At 46.9% G+C, this 24240-nt stretch carries 27 protein-coding genes and 3 pseudogenes; 15 read left to right on the top strand and 15 right to left on the bottom strand.

Going from position 1 to position 24240, the window contains the following annotated elements; translation table 11 throughout:
- Positions 1-176: 176 nt before the first annotated feature.
- The 5 genes from nanR to nanQ all read left to right on the top strand — a co-directional run bounded on the left by nanR (position 177) and on the right by nanQ (position 4890).
- Positions 177-962, top strand: a complete 786-nt coding sequence (gene nanR, locus M8318_RS02855) for a transcriptional regulator NanR (RefSeq protein WP_262660902.1) — start codon at positions 177-179, stop codon at positions 960-962.
- Positions 963-1087: 125 nt separating this feature from the next.
- A complete protein-coding gene (gene nanA / locus M8318_RS02850) occupies positions 1088-1987 on the top strand; it encodes an N-acetylneuraminate lyase (RefSeq protein ID WP_262660901.1) in 900 nt (299 codons plus the stop codon).
- Positions 1988-2075: 88 nt separating this feature from the next.
- Positions 2076-3557, top strand: coding sequence for an MFS transporter (locus tag M8318_RS02845; protein ID WP_262660900.1), 1482 nt, complete (start codon positions 2076-2078; stop codon positions 3555-3557).
- On the top strand, positions 3554-4429 hold the full coding sequence (nanK, locus tag M8318_RS02840) for an N-acetylmannosamine kinase (RefSeq protein WP_262660899.1): 876 nt from the start codon (positions 3554-3556) through the stop codon (positions 4427-4429). Before M8318_RS02845 ends, nanK begins: the two co-directional genes overlap by 4 nt.
- Positions 4426-4890, top strand: coding sequence for an N-acetylneuraminate anomerase (gene nanQ, locus M8318_RS02835; RefSeq protein WP_262660898.1), 465 nt, complete (start codon positions 4426-4428; stop codon positions 4888-4890). The genes nanK and nanQ overlap by 4 nt, the downstream gene beginning before the upstream one ends.
- A gap of 40 nt (positions 4891-4930) precedes the next feature.
- On the opposite strand, the gene M8318_RS02830 is transcribed toward nanQ, so the two are convergent.
- A complete protein-coding gene (locus M8318_RS02830) occupies positions 4931-5785 on the bottom strand; it encodes a PA4780 family RIO1-like protein kinase (RefSeq protein WP_262660897.1) in 855 nt (284 codons plus the stop codon).
- A gap of 69 nt (positions 5786-5854) precedes the next feature.
- Positions 5855-6757, bottom strand: a complete 903-nt coding sequence (locus tag M8318_RS02825) for a LysR family transcriptional regulator (protein WP_262660896.1) — start codon at positions 6755-6757, stop codon at positions 5855-5857.
- Positions 6758-6865: 108 nt separating this feature from the next.
- On the opposite strand from M8318_RS02825, the gene M8318_RS02820 reads away from it, so the two are divergent.
- On the top strand, positions 6866-7867 hold the full coding sequence (locus M8318_RS02820) for a zinc-binding alcohol dehydrogenase family protein (RefSeq protein WP_166183455.1): 1002 nt from the start codon (positions 6866-6868) through the stop codon (positions 7865-7867).
- Between the two features lie 333 nt (positions 7868-8200).
- Here the strand turns inward: M8318_RS02820 and M8318_RS02815 are convergent.
- A pseudogene (locus M8318_RS02815) lies at positions 8201-8428 on the bottom strand (LysE family translocator); the annotation flags it as partial.
- Positions 8429-8772: 344 nt separating this feature from the next.
- Here M8318_RS02815 and M8318_RS02810 point away from each other — a divergent pair.
- The 3 genes from M8318_RS02810 to M8318_RS02800 are packed head-to-tail and all read left to right on the top strand — an operon-like array spanning position 8773 to position 11189.
- Positions 8773-9420: a hypothetical protein gene (locus M8318_RS02810; RefSeq protein ID WP_159514743.1), complete on the top strand. Its 648-nt coding sequence runs from the start codon at positions 8773-8775 to the stop codon at positions 9418-9420.
- Entirely contained in the window at positions 9417-10640 is a 1224-nt protein-coding gene (locus tag M8318_RS02805; RefSeq protein WP_159514742.1) for a helix-turn-helix domain-containing protein, read from the top strand. The genes M8318_RS02810 and M8318_RS02805 overlap by 4 nt, the downstream gene beginning before the upstream one ends.
- A 54-nt stretch (positions 10641-10694) precedes the next feature.
- Positions 10695-11189 carry a hypothetical protein gene (locus M8318_RS02800; protein WP_159514741.1) on the top strand — a complete coding sequence of 165 codons (495 nt, stop codon included), beginning with the start codon at positions 10695-10697 and terminating at the stop codon, positions 11187-11189.
- Between the two features lie 360 nt (positions 11190-11549).
- On the opposite strand, the gene M8318_RS02795 is transcribed toward M8318_RS02800, so the two are convergent.
- On the bottom strand, positions 11550-12542 hold the full coding sequence (locus M8318_RS02795; protein ID WP_262660895.1) for an ankyrin repeat domain-containing protein: 993 nt from the start codon (positions 12540-12542) through the stop codon (positions 11550-11552).
- Between the two features lie 174 nt (positions 12543-12716).
- Here M8318_RS02795 and M8318_RS02790 point away from each other — a divergent pair.
- A pseudogene (locus tag M8318_RS02790) lies at positions 12717-12864 on the top strand (ATP-binding protein); the annotation flags it as partial.
- Between the two features lie 65 nt (positions 12865-12929).
- Here M8318_RS02790 and M8318_RS22705 read toward each other — a convergent pair.
- Positions 12930-13058, bottom strand: a pseudogene (locus M8318_RS22705) (IS3 family transposase); the annotation flags it as partial.
- Positions 13059-13284: 226 nt separating this feature from the next.
- Here M8318_RS22705 and M8318_RS02785 point away from each other — a divergent pair.
- From M8318_RS02785 to M8318_RS02775, 3 genes are all read left to right on the top strand, one after another.
- Positions 13285-14139: a DUF6387 family protein gene (locus tag M8318_RS02785; protein WP_159514738.1), complete on the top strand. Its 855-nt coding sequence runs from the start codon at positions 13285-13287 to the stop codon at positions 14137-14139.
- A 122-nt stretch (positions 14140-14261) separates the two neighbouring features.
- Positions 14262-14468 carry a helix-turn-helix transcriptional regulator gene (locus tag M8318_RS02780; protein ID WP_159514737.1) on the top strand — a complete coding sequence of 69 codons (207 nt, stop codon included), beginning with the start codon at positions 14262-14264 and terminating at the stop codon, positions 14466-14468.
- A 202-nt stretch (positions 14469-14670) separates the two neighbouring features.
- On the top strand, positions 14671-14946 hold the full coding sequence (locus tag M8318_RS02775; RefSeq protein WP_159514736.1) for a hypothetical protein: 276 nt from the start codon (positions 14671-14673) through the stop codon (positions 14944-14946).
- Between the two features lie 173 nt (positions 14947-15119).
- Here M8318_RS02775 and M8318_RS02770 read toward each other — a convergent pair whose 3' ends face one another.
- Complete coding sequence (locus tag M8318_RS02770) at positions 15120-15425, bottom strand: hypothetical protein (protein WP_159514735.1); 306 nt, start codon at positions 15423-15425, stop codon at positions 15120-15122.
- Positions 15426-15493: 68 nt separating this feature from the next.
- Positions 15494-16057 carry a helix-turn-helix domain-containing protein gene (locus M8318_RS02765; RefSeq protein WP_159514734.1) on the bottom strand — a complete coding sequence of 188 codons (564 nt, stop codon included), beginning with the start codon at positions 16055-16057 and terminating at the stop codon, positions 15494-15496.
- A 1037-nt stretch (positions 16058-17094) separates the two neighbouring features.
- Here M8318_RS02765 and M8318_RS02760 point away from each other — a divergent pair.
- Positions 17095-17520, top strand: coding sequence for a hypothetical protein (locus M8318_RS02760; protein WP_159514733.1), 426 nt, complete (start codon positions 17095-17097; stop codon positions 17518-17520).
- 136 nt (positions 17521-17656) lie between these two features.
- On the opposite strand, the gene M8318_RS02755 is transcribed toward M8318_RS02760, so the two are convergent.
- The 8 genes from M8318_RS02755 to arsH form a co-directional block, all read right to left on the bottom strand.
- Positions 17657-17977, bottom strand: coding sequence for a cell wall-binding protein (locus M8318_RS02755; RefSeq protein ID WP_159514732.1), 321 nt, complete (start codon positions 17975-17977; stop codon positions 17657-17659).
- A gap of 26 nt (positions 17978-18003) precedes the next feature.
- A complete protein-coding gene (locus M8318_RS02750) occupies positions 18004-18390 on the bottom strand; it encodes a hypothetical protein (RefSeq protein ID WP_159514731.1) in 387 nt (128 codons plus the stop codon).
- 36 nt (positions 18391-18426) lie between these two features.
- Positions 18427-18705: a hypothetical protein gene (locus M8318_RS02745; RefSeq protein ID WP_159514730.1), complete on the bottom strand. Its 279-nt coding sequence runs from the start codon at positions 18703-18705 to the stop codon at positions 18427-18429.
- 189 nt (positions 18706-18894) lie between these two features.
- Positions 18895-20166, bottom strand: a complete 1272-nt coding sequence (locus M8318_RS02740) for a relaxase/mobilization nuclease domain-containing protein (protein WP_262660894.1) — start codon at positions 20164-20166, stop codon at positions 18895-18897.
- Positions 20163-20570, bottom strand: a complete 408-nt coding sequence (locus M8318_RS02735) for an ATP-binding protein (protein ID WP_159514728.1) — start codon at positions 20568-20570, stop codon at positions 20163-20165. Before M8318_RS02735 ends, M8318_RS02740 begins: the two co-directional genes overlap by 4 nt.
- Positions 20571-20771: 201 nt before the next feature.
- Entirely contained in the window at positions 20772-21722 is a 951-nt protein-coding gene (locus tag M8318_RS02730) for an ankyrin repeat domain-containing protein (protein WP_159514727.1), read from the bottom strand.
- Between the two features lie 13 nt (positions 21723-21735).
- Positions 21736-22176, bottom strand: coding sequence for a hypothetical protein (locus M8318_RS02725; protein WP_159514726.1), 441 nt, complete (start codon positions 22174-22176; stop codon positions 21736-21738).
- A 949-nt stretch (positions 22177-23125) separates the two neighbouring features.
- Entirely contained in the window at positions 23126-23824 is a 699-nt protein-coding gene (gene arsH, locus M8318_RS02720) for an arsenical resistance protein ArsH (RefSeq protein WP_023479795.1), read from the bottom strand.
- Positions 23825-23909: 85 nt separating this feature from the next.
- Between arsH and M8318_RS02715 the strand changes: the two genes are divergently transcribed.
- On the top strand, positions 23910-24230 hold the full coding sequence (locus M8318_RS02715; RefSeq protein ID WP_023479906.1) for a transcriptional regulator: 321 nt from the start codon (positions 23910-23912) through the stop codon (positions 24228-24230).
- The last annotated feature ends 10 nt before the right edge of the window (positions 24231-24240 follow it).

Below are 24240 nucleotides of genomic sequence, written 5' to 3'. Positions count from 1 at the left end.
GGATATTTGAACGGTTGGTCAAAATTAATAATGCCGGTGAATATCAGAGAATATGCAATCGTTTTTGTAATTGATAATTATTCAGCGTGTAGTGGGTCCGTTCGCCTCTCACCTGGCGGTAATGCCTGTGGTATGATAAAGAACTCTTTAACTCAACTTCTTACGATGTAACGTCTATGACTTTGTCCCGCGAAAAACAGGCAGAAACTTCCCCGGAAACCATTGGGCGTGCATTACGCCGTCGTCCGCTGGCGCGCAAAAAATTGTCAGAGATGGTGGAAGAAGAGCTGGAGCAGATGATCCGTCGTCGTGAGTTTGCCGAAGGGGAGCAACTGCCCTCTGAACGAGAGCTGATGGCCTTTTTTAACGTCGGGCGGCCTTCGGTGCGTGAAGCGCTGGCGGCGTTAAAACGCAAAGGGCTGGTGCAGATCCAGAACGGCGAGCGCGCCCGCATTTCGCGTCCGTCTGCGGATACCATCATCAGCGAGCTCTCCGGTATGGCGAAGGATTTCCTGGCCCATCCGGGCGGGATTGCCCACTTCGAACAGCTGCGCCTGTTTTTCGAATCCAGCCTGGTACGCCATGCCGCCCAGCATGCCAGCGAGGCGCAAATTGCCCTGCTGGAAAAAGCGCTGGAGCTGAACAGCCAGTCGCTGGATGACAATGCGCTGTTTATCCGCTCTGACGTCGAGTTTCATCGCGTGCTGGCGGAGATCCCGGATAACCCTATCTTTATGGCCATCCACGTGGCCCTGATCGACTGGCTGATCGCCGCCCGTCCTGCGGTGCCCGAGCAGGCGCTGCGCGAGCATAATAACACCAGTTATCAACAGCATATCGCCATCTTTAAGGCGATCCGTAGTCAGGATCCCGATGCGGCTGAACAGGCTCTGCAGGCGCACCTCACCAGCGTTTTCGCCACCTGGCACGCCTTCGAACAGAGTAAAAAGCGCCGCAAGTAGCCCCACGATCGTTTAGTGAACTGGATCGCGTTCTGCGCATTTCGTTGATGTTTGTTTCTGCCTTGCTGGTATAACAGGTATAAAGGTCTACAGTCATAACATCATCATCACCTATCGAGGTTACTATGTCAGTTACGCTGAAAGGGGTTATGCCCGCTCTGCTTACACCGTTTAATCACCAGCAGCAGCTGGATACCCAAAGCCTGCGCCAGCTGGTGCGGTTCAACATTGCCCAGGGCGTGGACGGCCTGTACGTTGGGGGTTCCACCGGCGAAGCCTTTGTGCAAAGCAGCGCTGAACGCGAGGAAGTGCTTGAAATTGTTGCCGAAGAGGCGAAAGGAAAAATCACCCTGATTGCTCATGTCGGCACCGTCAGCACCCATGAGAGCCAGCAGCTCGCCCAGGCCGCCAGCCGTTTTGGCTATGACGCCGTCTCCGCCGTGACGCCGTTCTACTACCCGTTCAGCTTTGAGGAACACTGCGATCACTACCGGGGGATCATTGATTCTGCACAAGGGTTGCCGATGGTGGTGTACAACATTCCGGCCCTCAGCGGAGTGAAACTCTCTCTGGATCAGATCAACACCCTGGTGACCCTGCCGGGCGTGGGGGCCCTGAAACAGACCTCCGGGGATCTCTTCCAGATGGAGCAGATCCGCCGGGCGCACCCGGATCTGGTGCTCTACAACGGCTACGACGAGATCTTCGCCTCCGGCCTGCTGGCTGGGGCGGATGGCGGGATCGGTAGCACCTACAACATCATGGGCTGGCGGTATCAGGGGATCGTTAAAGCCCTGAAAGAAGGGGATATCGCCACCGCCCAGGCGCTGCAGACAAAATGTAATGAGGTTATCGACCTGCTGATCAAGGTCGGCGTGTTCCGCGGCCTGAAAACGGTGCTGCACTACATGGACGTCATTGAGGTGCCGCTGTGCCGCAAGCCATTTGCGCCGGTGGATGAAAAATACCTGCCTGAGCTGCGGGCCTTAGCGCAACAGCTCCAGCACGAAAAAGAACAAGGTTAAGACCACGTCTGATGCCGGGCCTGTCCGGCATCACTCAAGCTGTACCCTACAAAAACAGCGTATGGGTTTACCCATTGCGGAGACTGACATGAATACAATGACACAAAATGTCCCGTGGTATCGTTGCCTCAGCCGTCAACAGTGGCGTGCGTTTTCTGCCGCCTGGGTCGGTTACGTTCTTGATGGTTTTGATTTTGTTCTGATCGCCCTCGTGCTCACCGATATAAAAACCGAATTCGGCCTGACTACCCTGCACGCCGCGAGCCTGATCTCCGCCGCCTTTATCTCCCGCTGGTTTGGCGGCCTGATGCTGGGCGCGATGGGCGATCGCTACGGTCGCCGCCTGGCGATGGTCAGCAGTATTGTCCTCTTTTCCGTCGGCACCCTGGCGTGCGGCCTGGCCCAGGGGTACACCACCATGTTTATCGCCCGTCTGGTAATCGGCATGGGGATGGCGGGGGAGTACGGCTCCAGCGCGACCTACGTGATCGAAAGCTGGCCGAAACACCTGCGTAATAAAGCCAGCGGCTTCCTGATCTCCGGCTTCTCCGTTGGGGCAGTGGTGGCGGCTCAGGTCTACAGCCTGGTGGTGCCGGAGTGGGGCTGGCGGGCGCTGTTCTTCATCGGCATTCTGCCGATTATCTTTGCCCTGTGGCTGCGTAAAAATATTCCTGAAGCCGAAGACTGGAAGGAGAAGCAGCAGAGCAAAACCCCGGTTAAAACCATGGTGGACATTCTCTATCGCGGCGAACATCGGGTCATGAATATCGCCATGACGCTGGTGGCGGCGGTCTCCCTGTGGTTCTGCTTCGCAGGCCAGCTGGAGAGCGCTGCGATTGTCGCCGTGCTCGGCCTGCTGTGCGCGGGGATCTTTGTCAGCTTTATGGTGCAGAGCAACGGTAAACGCTGGCCGACCGGCGTTACGCTGATGGTGGTGGTGCTGTTTGCCTTCCTCTACTCCTGGCCGATTCAGGCCCTGTTGCCTACCTATCTGAAAACCGATCTGGCGTACGATCCCGCCACCGTTGCGCAGGTGCTGTTCTTCAGCGGCTTTGGCTCCGCCGCGGGCTGCTGCGCCGGGGGCTTCCTCGGGGACTGGTTAGGCACGCGGAAAGCCTATGTCTGGAGCTTGCTGGCCTCACAGCTGCTGATCATTCCGGTGTTCGCCATCGGCGGGAGCAGCGTCTGGGTGCTGGGTCTGCTGCTCTTCTTCCAGCAGCTGTTCGGACAGGGGATCTCCGGCATCCTGCCTAAACTGATCGGCGGCTATTTTGATACCGAGCAGCGCGCGGCCGGGCTTGGCTTTACCTATAACGTCGGTGCGCTGGGTGGCGCGTTAGCCCCGGTGCTGGGGGCCTTTATCGCCCAGCGGCTGGATCTTGGCACTGCGCTCTGTTCGCTCTCGTTCGGCCTGACCTTTGTCGTCATCCTGCTGATTGGCTTTGATATGCCGTCCCGCGTGCAGCGCTGGCTGCATCCTGAAGCCCTGCGTACCCACGACGCCATCGACGGCAAACCCTTTAGCGGGGCCCTGATCGCGTCAGATGCATTACAGAGAGCGTCAAGATGATCGCGCTCGCCATTGATATCGGCGGGACCAAGCTCGCCGCGGCGCTGGTGGACAGCGCCCTGCAGATTATCGCCCGCCGGGAGATCCCGACGCCCGCCAGCCAGACCCCGGATGCGCTGGAGGCCGCGCTGCGCGAGCTGGTGATGCCGCTCTCTTTGCGGGCGCAGCACTTTGCCGTCGCCTCGACCGGGATTATTCAGAACGGGGTATTAACCTCGATCAACCCGTCCAACCTCGGGGGGCTTTCCCACTTCCCGCTGGTGGACTGTTTATCCGCCCTGACCGGGCTCCCCGGCGTGGCCCTGAACGATGCCCAGGCCGCGGCGCTGGCCGAGTATCAGCAGATGCCGCCCGCCATCCGCGACATGGTATTCATCACCGTCTCGACCGGGGTCGGGGGAGGGGTGATTCATGACGGCCAGTTGGTGACTGGCTCCGGCGGGCTGGCTGGCCACTGCGGGCACACCCTTGCCGACCCGAACGGGCCGCGCTGCGGCTGCGGACGAACCGGCTGCGTAGAGGCCATCGCCTCGGGGCGGGGGATCGCCGCGGCCGCACAAGGGGAGCTGGCCGGGCTGGATGCGAAAGCTATATTCGCTCACGCCGCCCGGGGTAATGCCCAGGCGGTGGCGCTGATTGCGCGTTCCGCCAGAACCCTGGCGCGGTTGATTGCGGATCTGAAAGCCCTGACCGACTGCCAGCGGGTGGTGATGGGTGGCAGCATCGGGCTGGCCGACGGTTATCTCCCGCAGGTACAACACTACCTGGCGCAGGAACCCTCTGCGTACCAGACCGAACTCTGTTCCGCCCGTCATCAGAGCAACGCAGGACTGCTGGGCGCGGCATTATGGGCACAAGGACATTTACAATGATTGTGGGTGATATCAAGCAGCTTCAGGCGGCCGGGCTGCCGGCGGCGTTCTGTCAGGCTATCGACCAGGCGCTGAGCGCCGGGATCGCAGACCTCGCTCCGGGAAGCTATCCGCTACAGGGGGAGACGGTATTTGTCAATGTGATGGCGTTTGCGACGCAAGGTGCGGAAGAGAAACGCGCCGAGCTGCACCGCCGCTACATTGATATTCAGATCCTGCTGGAAGGGGAAGAGCAGATTTATTACGGCCTGGGGGGCAGCGCCCGGGAGTGTGATGCGTGGCATGAGGAGGAGGATTATCAGCTCTGCCAGCGCATTGAGAATGAACTGTCTCTGACGTTAACGCCGGGGATGTTTGCCGTCTTTATGCCCGGGGAGCCGCATAAACCTGGCTGCTACGTCACCCAGCCGGGGAGGGTGAAAAAAGCGGTGATTAAGGTGCACCACAGCCTGCTGCCTTAAGGGCTAAAAACAAAGCCCGCATATGCGGGCTTTCATGGCGTTAGTCGTCTTCGCGTTCTTTAACGGCACGCTGACGTTCGTAATACTCATCTTCTGCCGAAATGATCTCATCCAGCAGGGAATCCATATCCACATCATGGACCTCTTCGACGTACAGGCCGGTGAGCGGCGATTCCGGGGTCAGTTTTCCGTCTTCATAGAGCATCCAGATCTCTTTCGCATAGCGCGTTTTCAGCAGCTGCGGGGCGAACTGACCATAATACTCGGTAATGTTATTCACATCGCGCTCAAACATGGACTGCGCATGGTTGTTCGCGGCGGCATCCACCGCCTGGGGCAGATCGATAATCACCGGGCCTTGGTCATCAAGCAGCACGTTAAACTCTGACAGGTCGCCGTGAACAATACCGGCACACAGCATGCGCACGATATTGCGGATCATGGTGTCGAAGTCTTTTACAGCCTCTTCTTCCGTTAAAGAGACATCGCTCAGGCGTGGCGCAACGGCACCATCACCGTCGGTGACCAGTTCCATCAGCAGCACGCCGTCCAGACACATATAGGGCTGAGGCACGCGTACACCGGCGTTCGCCAGACGGAATAACGCATCGACCTCTGCCGTGTGCCAGACCTCTTCCTGTTGCTTACGGCCAAATTTAGAGCCTTTTTGCATGGCGCGGGCGTCACGCGTGTTGCGCACCTTGCGGCCTTCCTGATACTGCACGGCCTGCTTAAAGCTGCGCTGTGACGCTTCCTTGTACACTTTGGCACACTGAATCTGGTCCCCGCATAGCACGGTGTAAACGTCTGCCTCTTTGCCGCTTTTCAGGCGTTGAAGCACGTTGTCTATCAGGCCGTCATCGACCAGGGGCTGGAGTCTGTTTGGGATTTTCATGCGGCTTTTATAGCGCATTTTTGCCGCTTTTCGTACCAAAAAAGCAGGCAAATATCGTCTTCCAGAGGATTAACGTGTTGCCTGGCCTTCACAACAGGCTTTGACCGCCTCAAACAGTAACCTGACACCCGCGGAGAGCTGCTTGCGGTGCGGGCAGATCATGTTCAGCGGCACGCTCTCGCCCTCGTAGTCTTTCATTAACACCTGCAGCCGACCGGCGCGGACATCTTCCGCCACATCCAGCCAGGATTTGTATGCCACGCCCGCTCCGGAGACCGCCAGACGGCGGATCACCTCGGCATCATCACTCATCATGCTGCCGCTGACGTTCACGCTGTGCATTTCGCCGTCGCGGAAGAAGGTCCAGCGATCGTGAAGACGCCCGCGCAGAACAAAGGTCAGGGCGTTGACCCGCCTTAACGCATCGGGATGGTTCAGGTCACCGTGGCGGGCGACCCACTCGGGCGAGGCTACCAGCACGCGGCGGTTGTCGGGGGCGACGGGGAGAGAGATATAGGACGCATCTTCCGGCATGCCGTAGCGAAAGGCGATATCCACCGGATCCTTAAACACATCGGCTACCTGGTCGGAGAAAAAGATGCGCAGCCGTAATGCCGGATAACGTTCGTCGAAGGCCTGAAACACCGGCAGGAGCAAATTGCGGCCTAAATCCGACGGGACGGCAATCTGCAGGGTGCCGGAGATCTCCTCTTCCGGGGTCTGGATTTTTTGCATTCCGGCATACATCGCATCCAGCATCTGGCGCGCGTAGGGGAGCCAGGCCTCGCCTTCCGGCGTTAAGCGCAGGCTGCGGGTGGAGCGCGCAAACAGCCGGATGGCCAGGGTTGACTCCAGCCGTTTGATGGCGGCGCTGACCTGCGCCGGCTGGACGCCCGCCTCTCGTGCCGCATCGCTGAAGCTGCTCAGGGCAGCGACGCGAACGAACAGTACCAGATCCTCAAGCCGCACCATTTTCATCTCCCGAGTATAAGTCTTGTCTCCGCGAGGCTATTTTTCCCGTCACAGCTTCGCTTTACCATCAAATTATTGCGACACCGCTAATAAAACGCCGGAGAGATTATGAAAGCCATTGCTATTACCCGTTCTGCACCCCACAACATCGACGCCCTGCATGAGATTGAGCTGCCGAAGCCGACGGCGACAGGGCACGATCTGCTGATTGAAGTGAAAGCCATCTCCGTCAACCCGGTGGACACCAAGGTACGCGCCGGGTTTAGCGGAGATACGCCGCGGGTTCTCGGCTGGGATGCGGTGGGCGTTGTTACCGCAGTGGGCGAGGCGGTGACCCTTTTCGCGCCGGGGGATGAAGTCTGGTATGCCGGAGCCCTGGGCCGGGCGGGCAGCAACAGCGAGTATCAGCTGGTGGATGAGCGCATTGCGGCCCTTAAGCCAAAATCCCTGGATAACGCCGCGGCCGCCGCGATGCCGTTAACGGCCATCACCGCCTGGGAGATGCTGTTCGATCGGCTGGGCGTTCAGGAGCAGGGTAACGAAGGCGACACGCTGCTGATCGTCGGTGCCGCGGGCGGGGTGGGATCAATCCTGGTTCAGCTGGCGCGCAAGCTGACGAAAATGACCGTTATCGGCACGGCCTCGCGCCCTGAAAGCCAGCAGTGGGTGCGGGAGGCAGGGGCGCATTATGTTATCGACCACAGCAAGCCGCTGTCGGAAGCGCTCGCCGCACAGGGCATCAACGAGGTGACCCACGTCGCCAGCCTGAACCACACCGAGGCGCATTACGCTGAAATCATTAAGGCTCTGGCGCCGCAGGGCAAACTGGCGCTGATTGACGATCCCGAGACGCTGGATGCCCGCCCGCTGAAGGCGAAGAGCATCTCCCTGCACTGGGAGTTTATGTTCACCCGCTCAATGTTTGAAACCCGGGATATGATCGCCCAGCATCAGCTTCTGACCCGTGTGGCAGGGCTGATTGACGACCAGGTGATTACTACCACGCTGGGCGAGCACTACGGGACGATCACGGCGGCGAATGTGCAGAAAGCCCACGCTCAACTGGAAACAGGGCGTGCGGTCGGGAAGATTGTGCTGGAAGGGTTCTGACAGGTGGTAATGGCTTTGGCTGGATGAATTGAGGATACAAAAAAGCCCGCAGGCTTGCGCCGTGCGGGCTTTCAGGACTTCGTGTCAGGCTCTGGTGACCATCAACAAAGAATTTTGGTGGGCTGGCGTCTCTGTGCTTTGAATTTTATCTTGTTGATATTTAATATTTTAATTTAAATTTATTTCGTGGAGGGTTCCAAAAAGGAACCTTAAAATATAACCATAGCACGTTGAATGGTTCCAGTACGCCAAGTGAATTCAAAATAACATGCCAGTGTAATCATGTCTGCTATGAGCTAGGTGCGGACACTGGGTTTACCGTTTCGGCAAAACTTAACTGGCAGATATCGATACGACACCAGACCCGCTAAACAACATGCGGATACCGAGGCTTATCATGACAACGCCTGGGTTTTTACCTAGCCAGTTTTCAAATGTTCCTGATGCCTTCACGACTGACCTCAGGGAAACAATTCCAGCCAGCTTCTGGATACTGCTCAAGACAAGAAATTGCAGCCAGACAGGATCCGGGGCGGGATCGACAAACTGAGGAAGAAAAGCAACTCATTACAGTTGAGCAGTTGAGCCGCAAGAGACAGAGGATAGTATTCCAACAGGTTTTCTAGAGCACTCATGCATGTTCGCCTTACACGTCACCGCCTTGAGAAAATAGGTGAGGCAAGCTGCAAGGCGTGAGCACTTTTCTCCCCGTCGGGATAGACTCAATTCTCTTATTATACCGCTTTATTTCAGAGCAAAAGTACAACTTCGGTACTATCGGGTCGATAAAATAAATACCATCATCAATGTCATTTTCCGCGTAAAGGAAATTTTTTGATGTTTTTTTGTGGACACACGAAAAAATATGGGTGTAAAATCACGCCTATCAGTGACAGTGATAGGAAATGGTCGTGAAAAAATCAAAAGTGGCAGATCTCATTGTTCAGCATGTTCAAAAACAACTCTTCATGGCCCTTTCTGACGCGATTTACGCGGCATCAAAGCGTTCTTACGATTATGCGCAAAAGAAGAAGCTAGACCACAGAGCGACCGCGCTTGGTTATGATCGTCATTTAAACCTGAATGAAACTATTTATGAGGTGTTTGAGGCCAACTGTTGTAATCCCGGCAAGCTGCGTGGTAACCGTATTGTAGAAGGCCATAGCGGTATTTTCACGATTGTTCGTGAAAGCTACAATGATAACCAGTGGAAGAGACTATTTCGCAGCAAACGTAAGCAAGAGCTCATTGCCGAAAACGTTTCTGTGGAAAAAGTGGTGCAACCGGATTTATTCTCCGATGGTTCTGATGTACCGAAAGCTACACTGTTCGTAGTATGCCGTTTTTCCGGTTCATTGCAGAATCAACCCGAAGCCCCGATGTCTATAGAGCTTGTCGTTCCAAGTTCTGACGGGAAGAGCTGGGTTTTCCATGAGCCACTTGAACTTTTTTTAACCCGATATGATGTAGTTCCATTCCAAGAAGATAATGCATTCTCTGCACTCAAAAAGGGCATTATCAAAAAAGATGGAACCGAGGAAGATGATGTATGAGCCGAGGCATCGCTGAATTTCAACCGGATAGGTTAGTGCAAGTACTAGCCGCCCGGCGGCTATCCCAAACTCAATTAGCTACGATGGTTGGCGTATCGCCAGCTACCATCAGTAAATGGCGTTCTGGCCAGCAGGCTCCAGAATCCGAGGCCTTAGAACGCTTGGCTACAGTCGTAAATGTTACTCCTGAATGGTTTACGCGCCCTCTGTTGCCGGGTATGTCAAAGCCCCTGTTCAGAAGTAATGCATCAGCTCATGTAGCAGCACGAGCAATGTTAGAAACTCGAATCCATTGGGCTAATGAGTTGGTTACTAAGCTGACTGAGTTTGTAGATCTGCCGGAGCTAAAATTACCGCACCGTAGTTTTACAAACATCGATGAAATTAGTGATGCAGATATCGAAGATGCCGCTAGTGAGTGCCGTGCCCTTTGGAATCTTGGTACAAAGGAAATACCGGACCTTACTTTAGCCGCAGAGAGTAACGGTATTATCGTTGTCAGAGAGGAAACAGGTGTCGCGCAGATTGAAGGGCTTTCCGCTTGGAGTGAGACTCTAAGTGTTCCTTTTGTTCTCCTCTCTTCGGATAAAGGTAATGCTTTTCGCAGCAGATTTGACCTTGCTCACGAAATTGGGCATCTAATCCTTCACCGCTACGTTGGTAACGAGCTCGAAGCTGAACGTTATAAGCTGAAGGAAAGCCAGGCTCATAAATTTGCGGGGGCGCTGCTGCTTCCTGCCGAGACGTTTGCCGAAGAAATTAGAACCCCGGTCACATTAGATAGCTTGCTTTTAATTAAACAACGCTACGGTATTTCTGTCGCGGCAAGCATCATGCGTTTGCATGTGCTGAATATTATTACTGAAGAAGAGAAACAAAATCTTTATAAACGCCGTTCAGCACGTTGGGGAGTGAAATCAGAGCCGGGAGATGATTATCGTGAGCCTGAAAAACCACGTTTGTTGAAACGTACTATTGAATTGTTGGCGTCTTCTGGAATTATTTCAGTTGAACGGCTTGCTGCCTTTGCGGGATTGTCTGCTATCGATGTCGAAATGATGGTTGGTTTACCAGAGGGCTATCTGACCGGCAAGAAAGCTGCTGTTGTGCATCTGGCAAAATTAAAATCTATGCTGGCCGAGCGGCGTGAAGAGCAGGCTAACGAGCATAAAGGAGCTTTGGTACAATTTACGAGACCACCTAAGCGCTCTAATTCTTAAGTTTCACGTAGCCATGCATGTTAAATGCATGGCTTCTTTATAGTAGAAACAATCATGGACGGGTTAGTTACAAAGCTTGCCAAAGACCTGCGGAATGTCTTTGAAGAAAATTTCGATTATTTTGATGAGTCGGGTGTGCCATTCTTCGGCATGTTTCCTGAGAATTGTTGCCAAGGTGCATCTGTATTTCTAGGGATGCTTCTTAGCCACTTTTTTACCCGCGATATCATAAAAGTAGTACATGGCTCTACTCGTAATAGGCTATATCATCATTTTTGGGTAGAGGTTGATTCAAAGATCTATGATCTTACCTTGGACCAATTCTATAAAAATATGGGGGATAAGTATACTGGGATCGAATTTCCAGTATATGGCGAAGATAAACATCCACTAAGACAATACTTTTTCTATAAAGAAAAAATGAGTGCGGTTCTGGCTTTTTCAATCTTCGTACAAAAACATGCGAATCTGGAAGAGATACTACCTGCATACCAATTCATTAGTAGAGAACTCGAAGTTATGGGATGGAAAATCCCATCCCCAGAATAAATTTAATACTTATGGCGGTATTTATCGTTAAACGCTTTCAGATTGCGCCGTTCATAGCGCATCCCCTTCGCAGAAAACCGGAACGGTGCGAGCAATTGGCGTTACCGGTGCATATTGCTCCGTTCACAAATTGTCTTTTGGGTTATCCGTAGGAGCCCGCATACCTCGTCTGGAGTGAGTAGATCATCATCTGTTTCACCGGGTTTTGTCATGATGTCCATCCCTTTATGTTCAGAGGGTAATTGTATATTTCACCATCAATGGTAAAGGTATGGCCACATGTATAAAGACTTAACAACGGATCTGGATACCCTCAACGCCTTCAATTCGGTGGTTCAGACAACACTCTGCGAATAAATATCACAGCCTTCCACCGTTTTTGACTTTTGCAATTTTATTTTTAGCATGTTTTAAATTTCTGGATAATTCATTTTGCTCGTAACTGATTTTGTATTTTAATATATGATCATGATTTTTATCATCAGAAATTTTTGTAAGATCAATGAGAAAATTATTTCTTATCATCCACTTTACAATTCGCTCATCGATATCTTTGTAAAGAGGATCACCGCCATAATTATAGAAATTAACATCTTGAATGTCACTAATACAATCAAGAGTGCTTAAAATATCTTTGTAATCGCTAATGTAACTGTTAATTAAGGAACGGTCTTTATTGAGCTCTATTTTGAATCCATATTCAGAGAGTTCATATAAAAATAATACTGAGTTGGTATTGCAAAAATCGACATGCAACGTTCTTCTTTCGAATTTATCAATATGGCGGAGAATGATCTTGTGTAGTTCATCATCATATTCTTCTTCGATGAACCCTTTTCCTGCATGATTAATATGGTTGACATTGCATCCGGCATCTATTGCTATGGATAAAACATCAGGGGAGAGGGGAAGGAAGAGAATATTTCTTCCTCTGTTATCGACATGATTTATATCACAACCTGCATTAAGTAATACTTGTAGTCCTTCAGCATCCCTGTAATGCTCAAAAATACAGGTATAGCCTTTAGCATCTGTATGCGAAGTGTCTAAACCTAGTTCAATCAGCTTCTTTAGTATTTCGGGATTTTTTTGATGGAAGAGAGCATTTTGTCCCTGCTCGTTAATATGGTGTGCATTAATTTCATGGCTGAGCAGAAAATCCAGTGCTTCAAGGGTTCTACAGCCAAAAATGGCATTGTTGCCGTTACTGTTAACAGCATTAATATCATACCCAGCTTTTAAAGCATGCTTTATATCATCAGGTGATCTTGAATTGAAGAATGATTCAGAAATGGCAAGGTCTAATGCCCTTTCTAATAATCCCCTTTGTAATAATGACGTAACTAAGTCCATAAACACCCCCATAAAAAAATGTTTAAATTCATTAGATATCAGAAATTCTGAGAAATGCAACAGAGAGGACAGGCGTTTCTGATGTAAGGAAGTAAAATTTTAACAAACCACCCATGGAAACATCAGAAACACCTGCTGTAAATTTACGTCTGTAACCTGCCGTCCGGACTATAGGACCAAACCTTCGCGGGAGATGCTACCATTACATCGGCAATGTTGAACTGGATTTTACATCACACACGTCGTGCAAATAAAAGGAGAAGGCTATCGACTGAAGCAAAAACGGAAAGCCGGGGTTATCGCTGAAGCTAATACTGAGTAAACAAGGTGGATCAACAATAGACTGTCGGTGGTGCGGTATGTGGATCACTTTTTACCCGTTGTTAACCCATGGCGCTCCCACGCCATTTCCAGTGCTCTGATGGCAAGTTTGCTCGCAGGTGAGAATCGAATTTCATTGCCCACCCCTCTGGGTTTTCTGGCGAACAGGTCGAGAACAACGACAAGATACGCCCAGAGTAAAGTAAGAGGCAGGGTGTAGTCGGGCCATTTCCCTGCTAGGACGTAGAACTTGGCAAGATGCATCAAAAGATAACAAATTTCTCAGTTCAACTTCCTTCTGTCTAGGTTAACTCGCAAGCAGGAACTGCTTTTCATCGATAAGTGAATACGGTAGTTTTTTCAAACTAACTGAACTCTATTCGCATGACTTAAATCTTTAAGAAGGCAGGAGATTTGAATTTTGAAAAACTGGTCACCAGAGCATACTAAAGAAATCAAAGCTTGGCTTGACATAGATAACTATCGCAAGCTCGAAGACATCAGTTTAAATGCCTTGTATCACGAACTTTGGGCAAGAGCACTTCTGTACAAGCCATGGCCTACTGAAGAAGAAAAGAAAGGGCTGTGGGTGTACATGACTGAAATTTTCAGTGGTAACCCCCATCTATTCAAAGGGAAGCAACTCGATTATCCAACCGTTAACGATACCCTCTACAGTCCTCCACACATTTTTATCACCGATATCACCAGACTTGCTGAACTTAGTGTAATGGCCCTTAGTGTCAATCTTTTCACCTGGGAGGAAGGAAACGATGAATATTGTGTTAATGCGCCTCATCACGAAGCTTATGTGTCACAACTCTTGTCCCCCTTATGCGAGAAAACGGTGTTGCTTGAAATCGATCTTGGTAGTGGTACTGACGATGAAATAGCCGAATCGATAAAAGCGGCTCTGCCACAATGGAGAACGGTAAAAGAAGTGGAAGTTAATGAAACTGGTATCGTTCGTTTCGGCTATGGAACCATTAAAAAAATCATAAATTACAGGTTGGTTGCGATGCTGGACATCTTACTTTGGGCAAAAAGGAAAGGACTAAGAATCTCAGATGATCGCCTCTCCCGGCTTCTTTATACTGATGAAGATGAAGAAACAACCATCCGTTTAGGGTATCACATTAAAGACTCAGATCGTCCACTTGCGATGAAAGCTGCAACGATAGACTTCATTAGGCAGTTCAATTTTTTCATGAACCGAAATCCCCACCTGAAAAACATGAGAGTTTCAGATGTGATGAAACTCTCTGATTCTAACTGATCCCAAATTCCCGAAGTCTACTACTGCAGGGCAGACCATGACCCTGCAGTTAGGAAGCTCGCTCCTTTCTTTTCCCAACTGTTCGTATAGTGACCCCATTACAACGACAAAGGGAAAACAAAATGAACAATAAAAATATACGCCTGCTCAGACTTCCTGAAGTTATGAATAAAACCGGTTATGGTAAAGCCTGGATTTATCGTCTAATCAACGAAGGTTTATTTCCACAACCAATAAAAATTGGTTCGCGTGCAATTGCATTTGTTGAAAGTGAAGTTGATGAATGGATCGCATCTGCAATTGAGCGCTCACGTAATAATGCAGCCTGATTACGGGGTTAATGATGAATATATTAATTCCAGCATGTGAAAACAAATGGCGCTATTCAGCAATGAGCAGAGGGCCGCCTGATACATCATAAGTAGTATTAGGTCAGACTTGAGTGTTAAGAAGTAATAAAAAAGTCATTGGTGAATGTTATTATGACAGTTTACCGTGGCACTATATATTAATAAGTACAGGAGGTTTAAAATGAATAATTCAATCAGAGTGCCAGAAGATAAAGATTTTGTATGTGCATTTGTAACTTCACCGAATAGCTTATATGAGGCTATTGAGGCCTATTGTGATTATGTAGATCCGGTCGAAGAGATAGCTTTTGAGCACGTCCTTCTTTATGTGTTGTGTTCTATACTGGTCGAGGGTGGGACAGATGTTACCATTAATGATGAGTTACGAAAGTGTATTGAGCACATTGTCAATGAAAAAAATAGTGTCAGAAATAGTAACGCAGATAAAAAGATGTAAGGTCTGTAGTAAAATATCATGGGTACAGACAGCGCATGTCTGTGCCCTCTATTTTAATTCAACTAGTAATAATATATAAAAATAATGTTCTTTTGGTAGTGGTCATCAGGTTTTGCTATAAAAAACATTACAGGGATAATAATGTTCTGGACTGTTATCTCCTGCTCTTTGTTTTATTTTGGAAAACTGAAAAATATAGGGTTTAAACGGTGATGATATTTAAATTTAGTAGGTTTAATAATATTCATATCAATCAGTTCATCGATGGTCTGATAAAAGCAGCCGGGTGTGATATGTATCCATTCTTGCTGTGCAATATACGTAATACGATAAAAAATAGGGAAAAAAAATGCTCTGTCTGGCGTATGCGAAGCGGTTAATGTAAGCAACCAGAATACATTGTAAATAGTATTATTCATATTCAGTCTTTCAACAGAAGATTTATTCTTTTGAAGAAAAGTGGAGCGTTTTTGTTTCATAAAGATATCCTTTTTTTGGTTAAATTTATTACTCGTGTGGAGAAAAAAGTTACCATGCTGTAATGTTTTTAAAATGGAATTCCGTCTGCAGGATATTTTCTTCTGGAGTTTTTAACCGGCTTTGTTTTACTTTCTGCACGATAAAAGTTAAACGAATTGGAAAAGTCTTCTGTCTCCAGTCTGGACTTCCTGAATTTATCCATCAGATCTTCATTGAAACGACGAGGGATTCCCTTAACGCATAAATTTGAATTCAGGTATACCTCATTATCTATGGTGTCACGAATAAGTATTTTCCTCCCAAATAATTCTTTAAATGCACGTGAAACATTAGATTTATTAAGTCCAAGCTCTCTGGCTGTACGAGACTGTGAAAAATCAGGAATAATATTGCCATAATCAATGGCTGAGAAGAGATAAAGAACAATTCTAAATGCTGTGGGCGTCAAATCCATTCTGGCGAGTGTCGCCATATTACCTTTAAAGATCATTGAGAAATCGTCCCTGAAGGACGTCTTTTTATAGCTGGTTGCTTTAATTTTTATTTCTTCCAGATCTTCGGGCATAACCTCTAATGCTTCTGCAATAATGGATTTTTGTTCTTTAGTTAATACAACACTTGTGATTGACATAATGGCTCCTTTTTTATTGTTATGATTACAGATATGGCATATTTAATTTATTTGTCAACGGCTTTGGTAGTATTATTTTAATTATATTTTATTTGAATTTTTTATCCGTTATTTGGTGGTGGTAATAGGTTGTAAAATTTAAAAAAAGGGGTGCTAAATTTAACCATCACCTGTTATGTGATTGATAATTTTTGGTGCTGAAATTAATAACGGCAGATTTTGTGTAATTATATGATTTTATTTGGTAATTTTCGATTTTGATCTGCAAGATAAAAGAGTGATAAAGAAATAAGAAACCACAGTTTTGCATTAGATCGATACTCAAGGCCTTGGTGTACCTGATGAAAACACTTTTATTATTGCTTTTCTTAAATAATATCATTTCTTAAGTGAAGCCTGCGCAACTGTGTGTTGTGCCATTGGGCTTCAGAACATTGCTATAGTGTTTTCTGTTAGTATAAATACGCTTCGCGCACGAGTTCACAGTAATGAGGTTAACTGTCATTACAAATACGCTTCGCGCAGAAGTTCAGACGAATGGGGTTAGCTGTCAGCACAAATACGCTTCGCGCAAAAAAATCAGGAGGCTGAGTTGATCGGGAAAGCGAACACAGATACATGATTTGCCCGTTTGCTGACTACGGCTCACGCCGGGACCCTTCGGAAAAACCCTTTCTGCTTCAGCGAGTGAGTGCTGCGTGCACTCAGCGGCGCTGCCAGGGAGATAAAATTACGGTTTTTCAACTGTTTGGTAAAAATAATTAAGATTTATCGGTAGTCGGGGCGTAAGCCAGTGCGTAGCAAGCTCTCAAAAAATATTCCTGTGGGTTTCTTATCTGCAATAGGGAAATAACTCAGATAATTGAAATATGAAATAGTAATACAGTCGGGAAGACACAACATTAGCACAGTAAAAGCTATTTTTATTTATGGGAGAATAAAATATATATCAATAATAAAATATTTTCATTTTACTATTGATTTTAATTTTTAAGATGATATTACTTAATTATAAAAACAAAAGTATGGAGGGAATTATGAGTGCTATTAATGTTTTATCTCAGGAGGAAAAATTTATACATATTGTTGATAAGTTTATAACCCATAATCACAACAGCGTTAATAACAATGTCTTTTATAAAAAACTTTATGTTCTCTTCGCAGGGTATCATCTGAAGTATTTTTATTCACGGGCGCAGTACCGCAATTCATGTTATCACGTTGATAATATTATGCAGATGTTTACAGGAGTCGTTTCAACCCTGAACACAACTCTGCTCAGGAAGCTTGCAAATAGCGACACGTTGCTGCATTGCCTGAATTCACTCGTGAATTATATTTCAGGCAATCTGGATGAAGCAGAGCATATTTATGCTGATTTGCTGGCACAGTATGAAAAGAAACGCATTACAGGCTCTCTGGCTTATACTCCTCCTGGCTCAGTGATCAGGAAAAGACTTTGACAGCGACAGCGGCGTGGATAGACATGGGATACTGGAGATAAATGGAGCAGGCGTATCCGGCAGGACACCAGATGCAATAAAAAAGGCAGGGCCATCCATTCGGTGTCCCGCCTGTCGTGATGGTTTTACGGTGGGTTTACTTATCAACGATCTGCCAGCCATCATCCGTTTTGACAAGGGTTACAGCAGCAGTACGCTTTTCGTTATCGACAATAGCTGTCACATTGCATTTATAGCTTTTATCAGATACTTCTACGCAGTCATGCTTTTTGACTGATTTTAATTCGCGCAGTGCGTCTTTTGGGACATCTTTGCCTGCTATAGATTTCACGAAAGCATTCGTCTGTTCCACGACCTTATTCATGGCCGTGTAAATATCCTGTTCGGAGGGTTCGCTGTTACAGCCACTCAGCAACAATGCAGCGGCAACAAGTGTGATAACGGCATAGATTTTCATAAATAGATCCCTGGCTGTAAGGTGAGTTATTGAATCAGACCCGTATTCATTCTGCTTTTATTTTCAGAGAACGACCACTTGCTGACCGTTTCTCCTTTAAATTCTATTTCCAGCGTTTTGGCTTGCGTCTGTGAGCCTCCTGTCAACAGCCCAACAACGGGAATGAATGTGGTGGCATCAAACTGATTGTTATCCATTGAATAAGTCCATTCTTCATTACCACTGTCCAGGGTAGTTCGGGTGTTCGGTTCACCTAAGCGGGCAGTAATTTCAGATTTCGTCGTTTTGTTTTTAATGATTTTTGATTGCAGACTTTGTGATGTTTCATTTTTAAGAATCTGGTTTCCTGAGTTAGAACAACCAGAAATAAAGAAAGCAGAAATAAAAAATGCTGTAGCAATGAATCTGTGCATAAACTCCCTCATTTTATTGTTTTATAAAGCGTTAAATCAATCTCGTTGAATAAACAGAATTCTGTCTGCATAAACTTTTTTAAGCTGGTACTTAAGAATAAATATACTGCCAAAAAAAACGATGACAGAGACGATAAAATTTTCAGTCCATGAGCCTGCGAAGTAAGCCAGGAGCATCACAGCGATCCCGAACAGAATGGCTACAGTGACAGGGCATTCACCGTAAACCACTTTTGCATGGCACACGGTGCAAATTTTTACACCGTGAGGACTTTCTTTAAAACAAAAGGGGCACTGCACGGTATGGTTACTCATTGCGACTCCCGGAGTTGATTTAAGCTGATGTCTTTTTGAGCATTTTCGATGAAAGAATCGCTTTAGTAAAATTGCTTGTACCGATCGATGATTGTTGTGTGATAGGTGGTAGCTATCATATGCAAATTATCGATCTATAAAAACGATCAATAATTTATTGACTATCATTGGGTTATGGACTAGCAAACTTTATGGTGTGAGAAGCTGGTTATTGCTAACTGATTGTTCTTGAGGAGAATGAGATGCTGTCACAGGAACAGGTGTCAACAGTTGCAAATGAAGAATCCTGCGAAAAGGATGGGCAGTGGCATGCAGCAGTGACATTCCTCTGCGTCTGAGAAGCACAACAAGATGGCCGAGCAATATAAGCCACGAATACAGACGACGCTGGCGGGGTATCTTACGAGCTGTATTGTGCAGTTTGCTCCTGAGCTGGATGAGGCCCACTGTCTCCTGTTGTCTTTCCAGACTAATTTTTTCTTCAAGCTGATGGATTTTCTCCAGAATCGTTTCCCGGTTTGCAACCTGTTCTTCAGACTCGCATGATGGCACTGGCACTGGCACTGGCACTGGCACTGGCACTGGCACTGGCACTGGCACTGGCACTGGCACTGGCACCGGCACCGACGCAGTTGTGGGTTCTGTTGGCTTCCGTGCTTCTTTCAGTAAAGTCAGATGTTCCGGCGTAAAATCAACCAGTGCTTGCAGGGAAGACCAGCCATATTTTTTACCCAATTGAGAGGCTTTAAAGGCGATGCCCTGGTACTGAAATGAAAATCCATTCATTTTACCCGTTGTGGCGATATTGGGTTTGCAGCTCACGCCTTCCTGTTCCAGTAAGCGGACAAATGTTAGTAAATCGGGGCGGTGGGTTAATGCATTGTCGATAAGGGCCTGCAACTGTGACTTAGGGCAGGGAGCCGCAGTTCGTTCAGCCATCATCAGTTCGTTGCGGGAGGGCTTCCTTTTATCCTGACGGCGACTACCGGTTACACCCGTAGTTTCGGTGAGACCGTGTACTCTCTCCAGCTCGCTGATAATCCGGGTACTGATGAGGTTTTCATTTTTACCAAGGTATAATTTCCCACCGACCATGTTAATTCTGTTAGCTATTATATGGATATGCTGCCCGTCAGAATCATCGTGCATGATATAGCAGCGAAGATGGGTTTCAGTGAATCCCATGCGGGTCATATAATCGTCAGCGAATGCCGCCCATTGTCTGACTGACAGTGTTTCTCCCTTTGGCAGACGAAGCGAATTATGCCAGACAGGTTTGGCGACATCGGGACGCAGCAGTCGGGTGCCTTCAAATTCACTGATAAGCTCAGCAGCAGTGCTGCCCGTCATATTGCCACCGATAACATAAGGCGTAATTTTGTGGTGAGAACCTGACTTCAGGCTATAGAGAACCACACCTGTGAATTGTTTACCCCTTTTTATTTTCTGCATGCCTTTCATCGGCCTGGCTCCAGAAATGTTGAAGGAATAAGGTGATCCCTGAGAGTTTTGATTTGTCTGCGCAGGGCGAAGAGTTCTGTACGGGTCAGCTCGCTGTCAGGGCTTTTGCTGTCGAGATGATTCAGCAGGTGGTTTAAATCCTGTGAAAGGCTGCCAAGTTTAATCCATGCTTCACGATTGATTTCTGGCAGAACCGGCGGGAGTTTATTCAGGGAAGCCATCCTGAGCCATTCTCCTTTTTTATACTGACCTCTTTTACTGTCGAGAATAATTAACTCTTCTTCATTTAATCTGACACTGATGCAGTGATGTCGTATTTCATTCTCAGGAAGGTTGTCAGTATGGAATTTTCCGCGTTTTGATACTCTGGTTATATCATCATCATTACTCATGTCACTGTTCATAGTTATCCTTTTATTTCATCTTTATTACTACAGATAACCGATGAAGTGAATAAGTCAAGATGTTACGGGGTAAATAATTTAATTATTTGGATTAAAAAAGGTATACCATTTGACAAATAGTATACCCACGAGGACATATCAGATTAGTGGTCATTAAATGAAACCTTTCAGACTAAGAAAAGGGTTGTTTACTCCAGATTTTTAGAGTCTTTTTCGCACAGGTGCACGGGGGATCTCAGGCTTCATTTCTTTTAACAGGTCTTTTTTCTCTCTTCCTGCGATATAAGAAAAAATCTTATCGGAGTCAGAACGCTGTCTGAGTATATCGTCGTCCATTCGGATTCCATTTCGAATAAACCATTTCACTCTCTCTATGCCGGTGTAGATACCAATATGCTCATTGCGACAATTATAAAACTGTGTGTGCTTGATTTCGATATGTTGTTTTATTTCGTTAAAGATTGATCTCATGTCTTTAACATATAATTCAACTGTACAATGCTCTGCAAGCATGAAATTAATACCATTTTGTTTGAGGAATTTAATAAGCTCTAAAGAGTCATAAGTGATATGTCTGATTAAAACAGGTGTGCTATCGATTTTTTCTATATGTCGGATAAGAGCACTGACGTTTGATTTGTAATGCCACTTTCCATTGTCCACAGACAAATCGAGTACTGATTTACCATTATGATCAGTGTGATTAATATTACAGCCTTTTTCTATCCAGTAGTCAAAAGCATCTATGGAATAGAGGTTGTAGAGTACAGTCTGGCCTTCAATATCAATACTGTTGATATCAGCACCTGCATTAATAAGAATTTCTGCACATTTTATATTATAGCGTTTCTGGTGAAGGCAGGATTGGCCTTGATTATTCTTGTGCTGAATATTAATGCCTGAATGGATTAACAATTTCAGAACGTTTGGATTAGTGTTACAAAACAGTGCATTATTACCATAACTGTCTATGTGGTTTAGTTCTATGCCTGCTTCAATCATTGCTTTGACAGCGTCTAATTGGTCGCAATAGAAAAGGGCATTTCTACCACAATAATCAACAGCATTAATATTTATTCCTGAATTTATGCAATTCATAACTTCCTCTCTCGTCTCACTTTGGATTAATATGTTTATCATTTGTTTAGTCATGTTTCTCTCCTTTTTAGGCTGCGAATTTGTTATAAATTTCATTGTTAGCACTATACTCTTTGATTTTTACGATATCGTCATAGATCCGTGAGAATGAAAACCATGAGATCTCTTTAACTTCTCTCTTCTTGTTTTGATAAATGATATTGCACCCGCGAAACTGAAATGCATTGTTGAAGGTGTCATTGTTTGCGTTTCTGAGAAAATGTACAAATGATTTAATTGTCTCTTTCTTGCTTACGTTGTAAGAGAGAAAGGTATGAATAGAAAAGAGGGTTAAGATATTTCTCTGAGTAATCATATGCCTGGAAAAGTAACAAAAGTAAAAATCCCGCTCTTCACTTACTGGTTTTCCGAATACAGAAAATTGTGGGTTATATAATCTATAGAGATCTGCATTCTTTTTGGTTTTGGCAAGGTAGTTTGTCAGTGTTGGGTAATTGTGTTTTTTCATTTTTATTCTCCTTTATTGTTTTGGTGAAATGAATATATATTATCAAATAAATATAAATCAAATTTATTTTTTAATGATGAAAAATACGCAAGCGTTTTCTTTTTATTTAATTAATTTAATTTGATGTTTTATATAAGGAATATAATATTTGTCAAAAAGTGCTGTTTTTATTTATCATTAATAAACTTATTTGTTTATGGGTGAAATTACATGATTGTCAGGAATAGAGGCTGAAAATATCAGGTGTTGATAGGAGTATAAATTGTGGTATATGCTCTTCAGAGAGCGGGGTAGTATTTTTTCGAGATTTTATATTGCAGGAATATTTTCAGTAACAGTGTTCCATCAATAAAAAATTGCTTCAACTCTATCCATATTATGATTGTTAGAGTGAGGAGGGAAACTGGCTCATATCATCTCAGTTATTCTGTGCTCAGGTATAACTTTTAATTCGAATAAAACTATTGTTCATAGGTGTACCAATAAAGCTAAGAAATTCATATCTGAGAAAACATTTACGGCCTGCTTTCTCCGCTGTTCTGATCGATAGTTGATTTTCAGGGACAATAGTTCCTATAAAAAAGGAGGTATTTTCGGCATGCTGGCAAAGAGTCTACTCCCTTACTCGCGTGTCCAATATTCGCAGGTAAGATCAGTCTCAGCCCGGAACAGTTTGAAAGTCAGAACCTCGCTTAGGGCCGCGTACACATTATGTGGATAGGATCAGAGCACCTACTGGCTCGAAAGAAAAGCGGCGATCATCACGTGATTCTCGCTCAATATTCGTAACCAGTAAGCGCATGCCCTGAATCACTTCAAAGTGTAATTCTCAGGGAGCGAATGACTATATCTCGCTTACATCAGATCTTCAGCTCACTAAGCTTGTCCGCTTAGTGCCAATAGCGGACGTTGTTAAGCTCATGCAGTATGGATTCACGAAGAACAGACGTTATATTTTGTCCTGATTGACACGGGATGAAAGCTCCTGATGGCTCTCTTTTCGCTCGCTGTAACGATCCGCAAGATAACCGGTTTGTCCCTTAAGCAGCAGTGTGATTTTAAACAGCTCCTCGGCTACATCGACGATGCGGTCATACCATGACGAAGGTTTCATTCGGCCGTTTTCGTCGAACTCTTGCCATGCCCTGGCTACGGAAGACTGGTTGGGTATCGTAAACATCCGCATCCAGCGGCCCAGAATACGCATCTGGTTCACTGCATTGAAGGACTGGGAACCACCGCAGACCTGCATTACCGCAAGTGTTTTGCCCTGCGAAGGACGAACCGCGCCTTCACTTAAGGGTATCCAGTCAATCTGCGCCTTCATAACTGCGCTCATAGCCCCGTGCCGTTCCGGAGAACTCCACACCATCCCGTCACACCATCTGACCAGACCGCGCAGCTCGGTGACTTTAGGGTGCATGTCCGGCGCATCATCCGGCAGGGGTAAACCGGAGGGGTTAAAGCGTTTTACCTCCGCGCCCATCGCCGTCAGCAGGCGACCAGCTTCTTCCGCGGCAAAACGGCTGTAGGAGCGCTCTCTTACTGAGCCATACAGAATCAGAATCCGTGGTGGCTCCTGCAGGTGCAGACGTTCAGCGATGTGTTGATCAAAGCATTCGGTGTTCAGGGCAGGAAATTGTTCCATTTTTCTCCTCCGGACAGACCAGATGATTTCAAAGTTAATACATATGATTTACCATATGTATATTCTAAAGGGAATGGAGTGACAAATGCTACAACCTGTTCAGCTTTTCAAAATCCTGTCGGATAAAACACGGCTCACCATCGTCATGCTTCTCCGGGAGTCCGGTGAACTGTGCGTCTGCGATATCTGCGCGGCCACCTCTGAATCACAGCCAAAAATCTCGCGACATATGGCTATCCTTCGTGAGGCCGGGCTGGTACTTGACCGTCGTGAAGGCAAATGGATCCACTATCGTCTGTCACCCCACATACCAGCGTGGGCAGCTGAGACAATCACAACGTCCTGGCAGTGTATGCGGGAGGATGTGCGTGAATGGCTGGATAAATCAGCCTGCACCTCCTGCTGAGGCAGGAAGA

This window comes from Leclercia tamurae (assembly GCF_025566055.1).
Taxonomy (GTDB): domain Bacteria; phylum Pseudomonadota; class Gammaproteobacteria; order Enterobacterales; family Enterobacteriaceae; genus Enterobacter; species Enterobacter tamurae.
The sequence above is the reverse complement of the archived record's forward strand: the minus strand, read 5'-3'. Positions and strand labels throughout refer to the sequence as shown.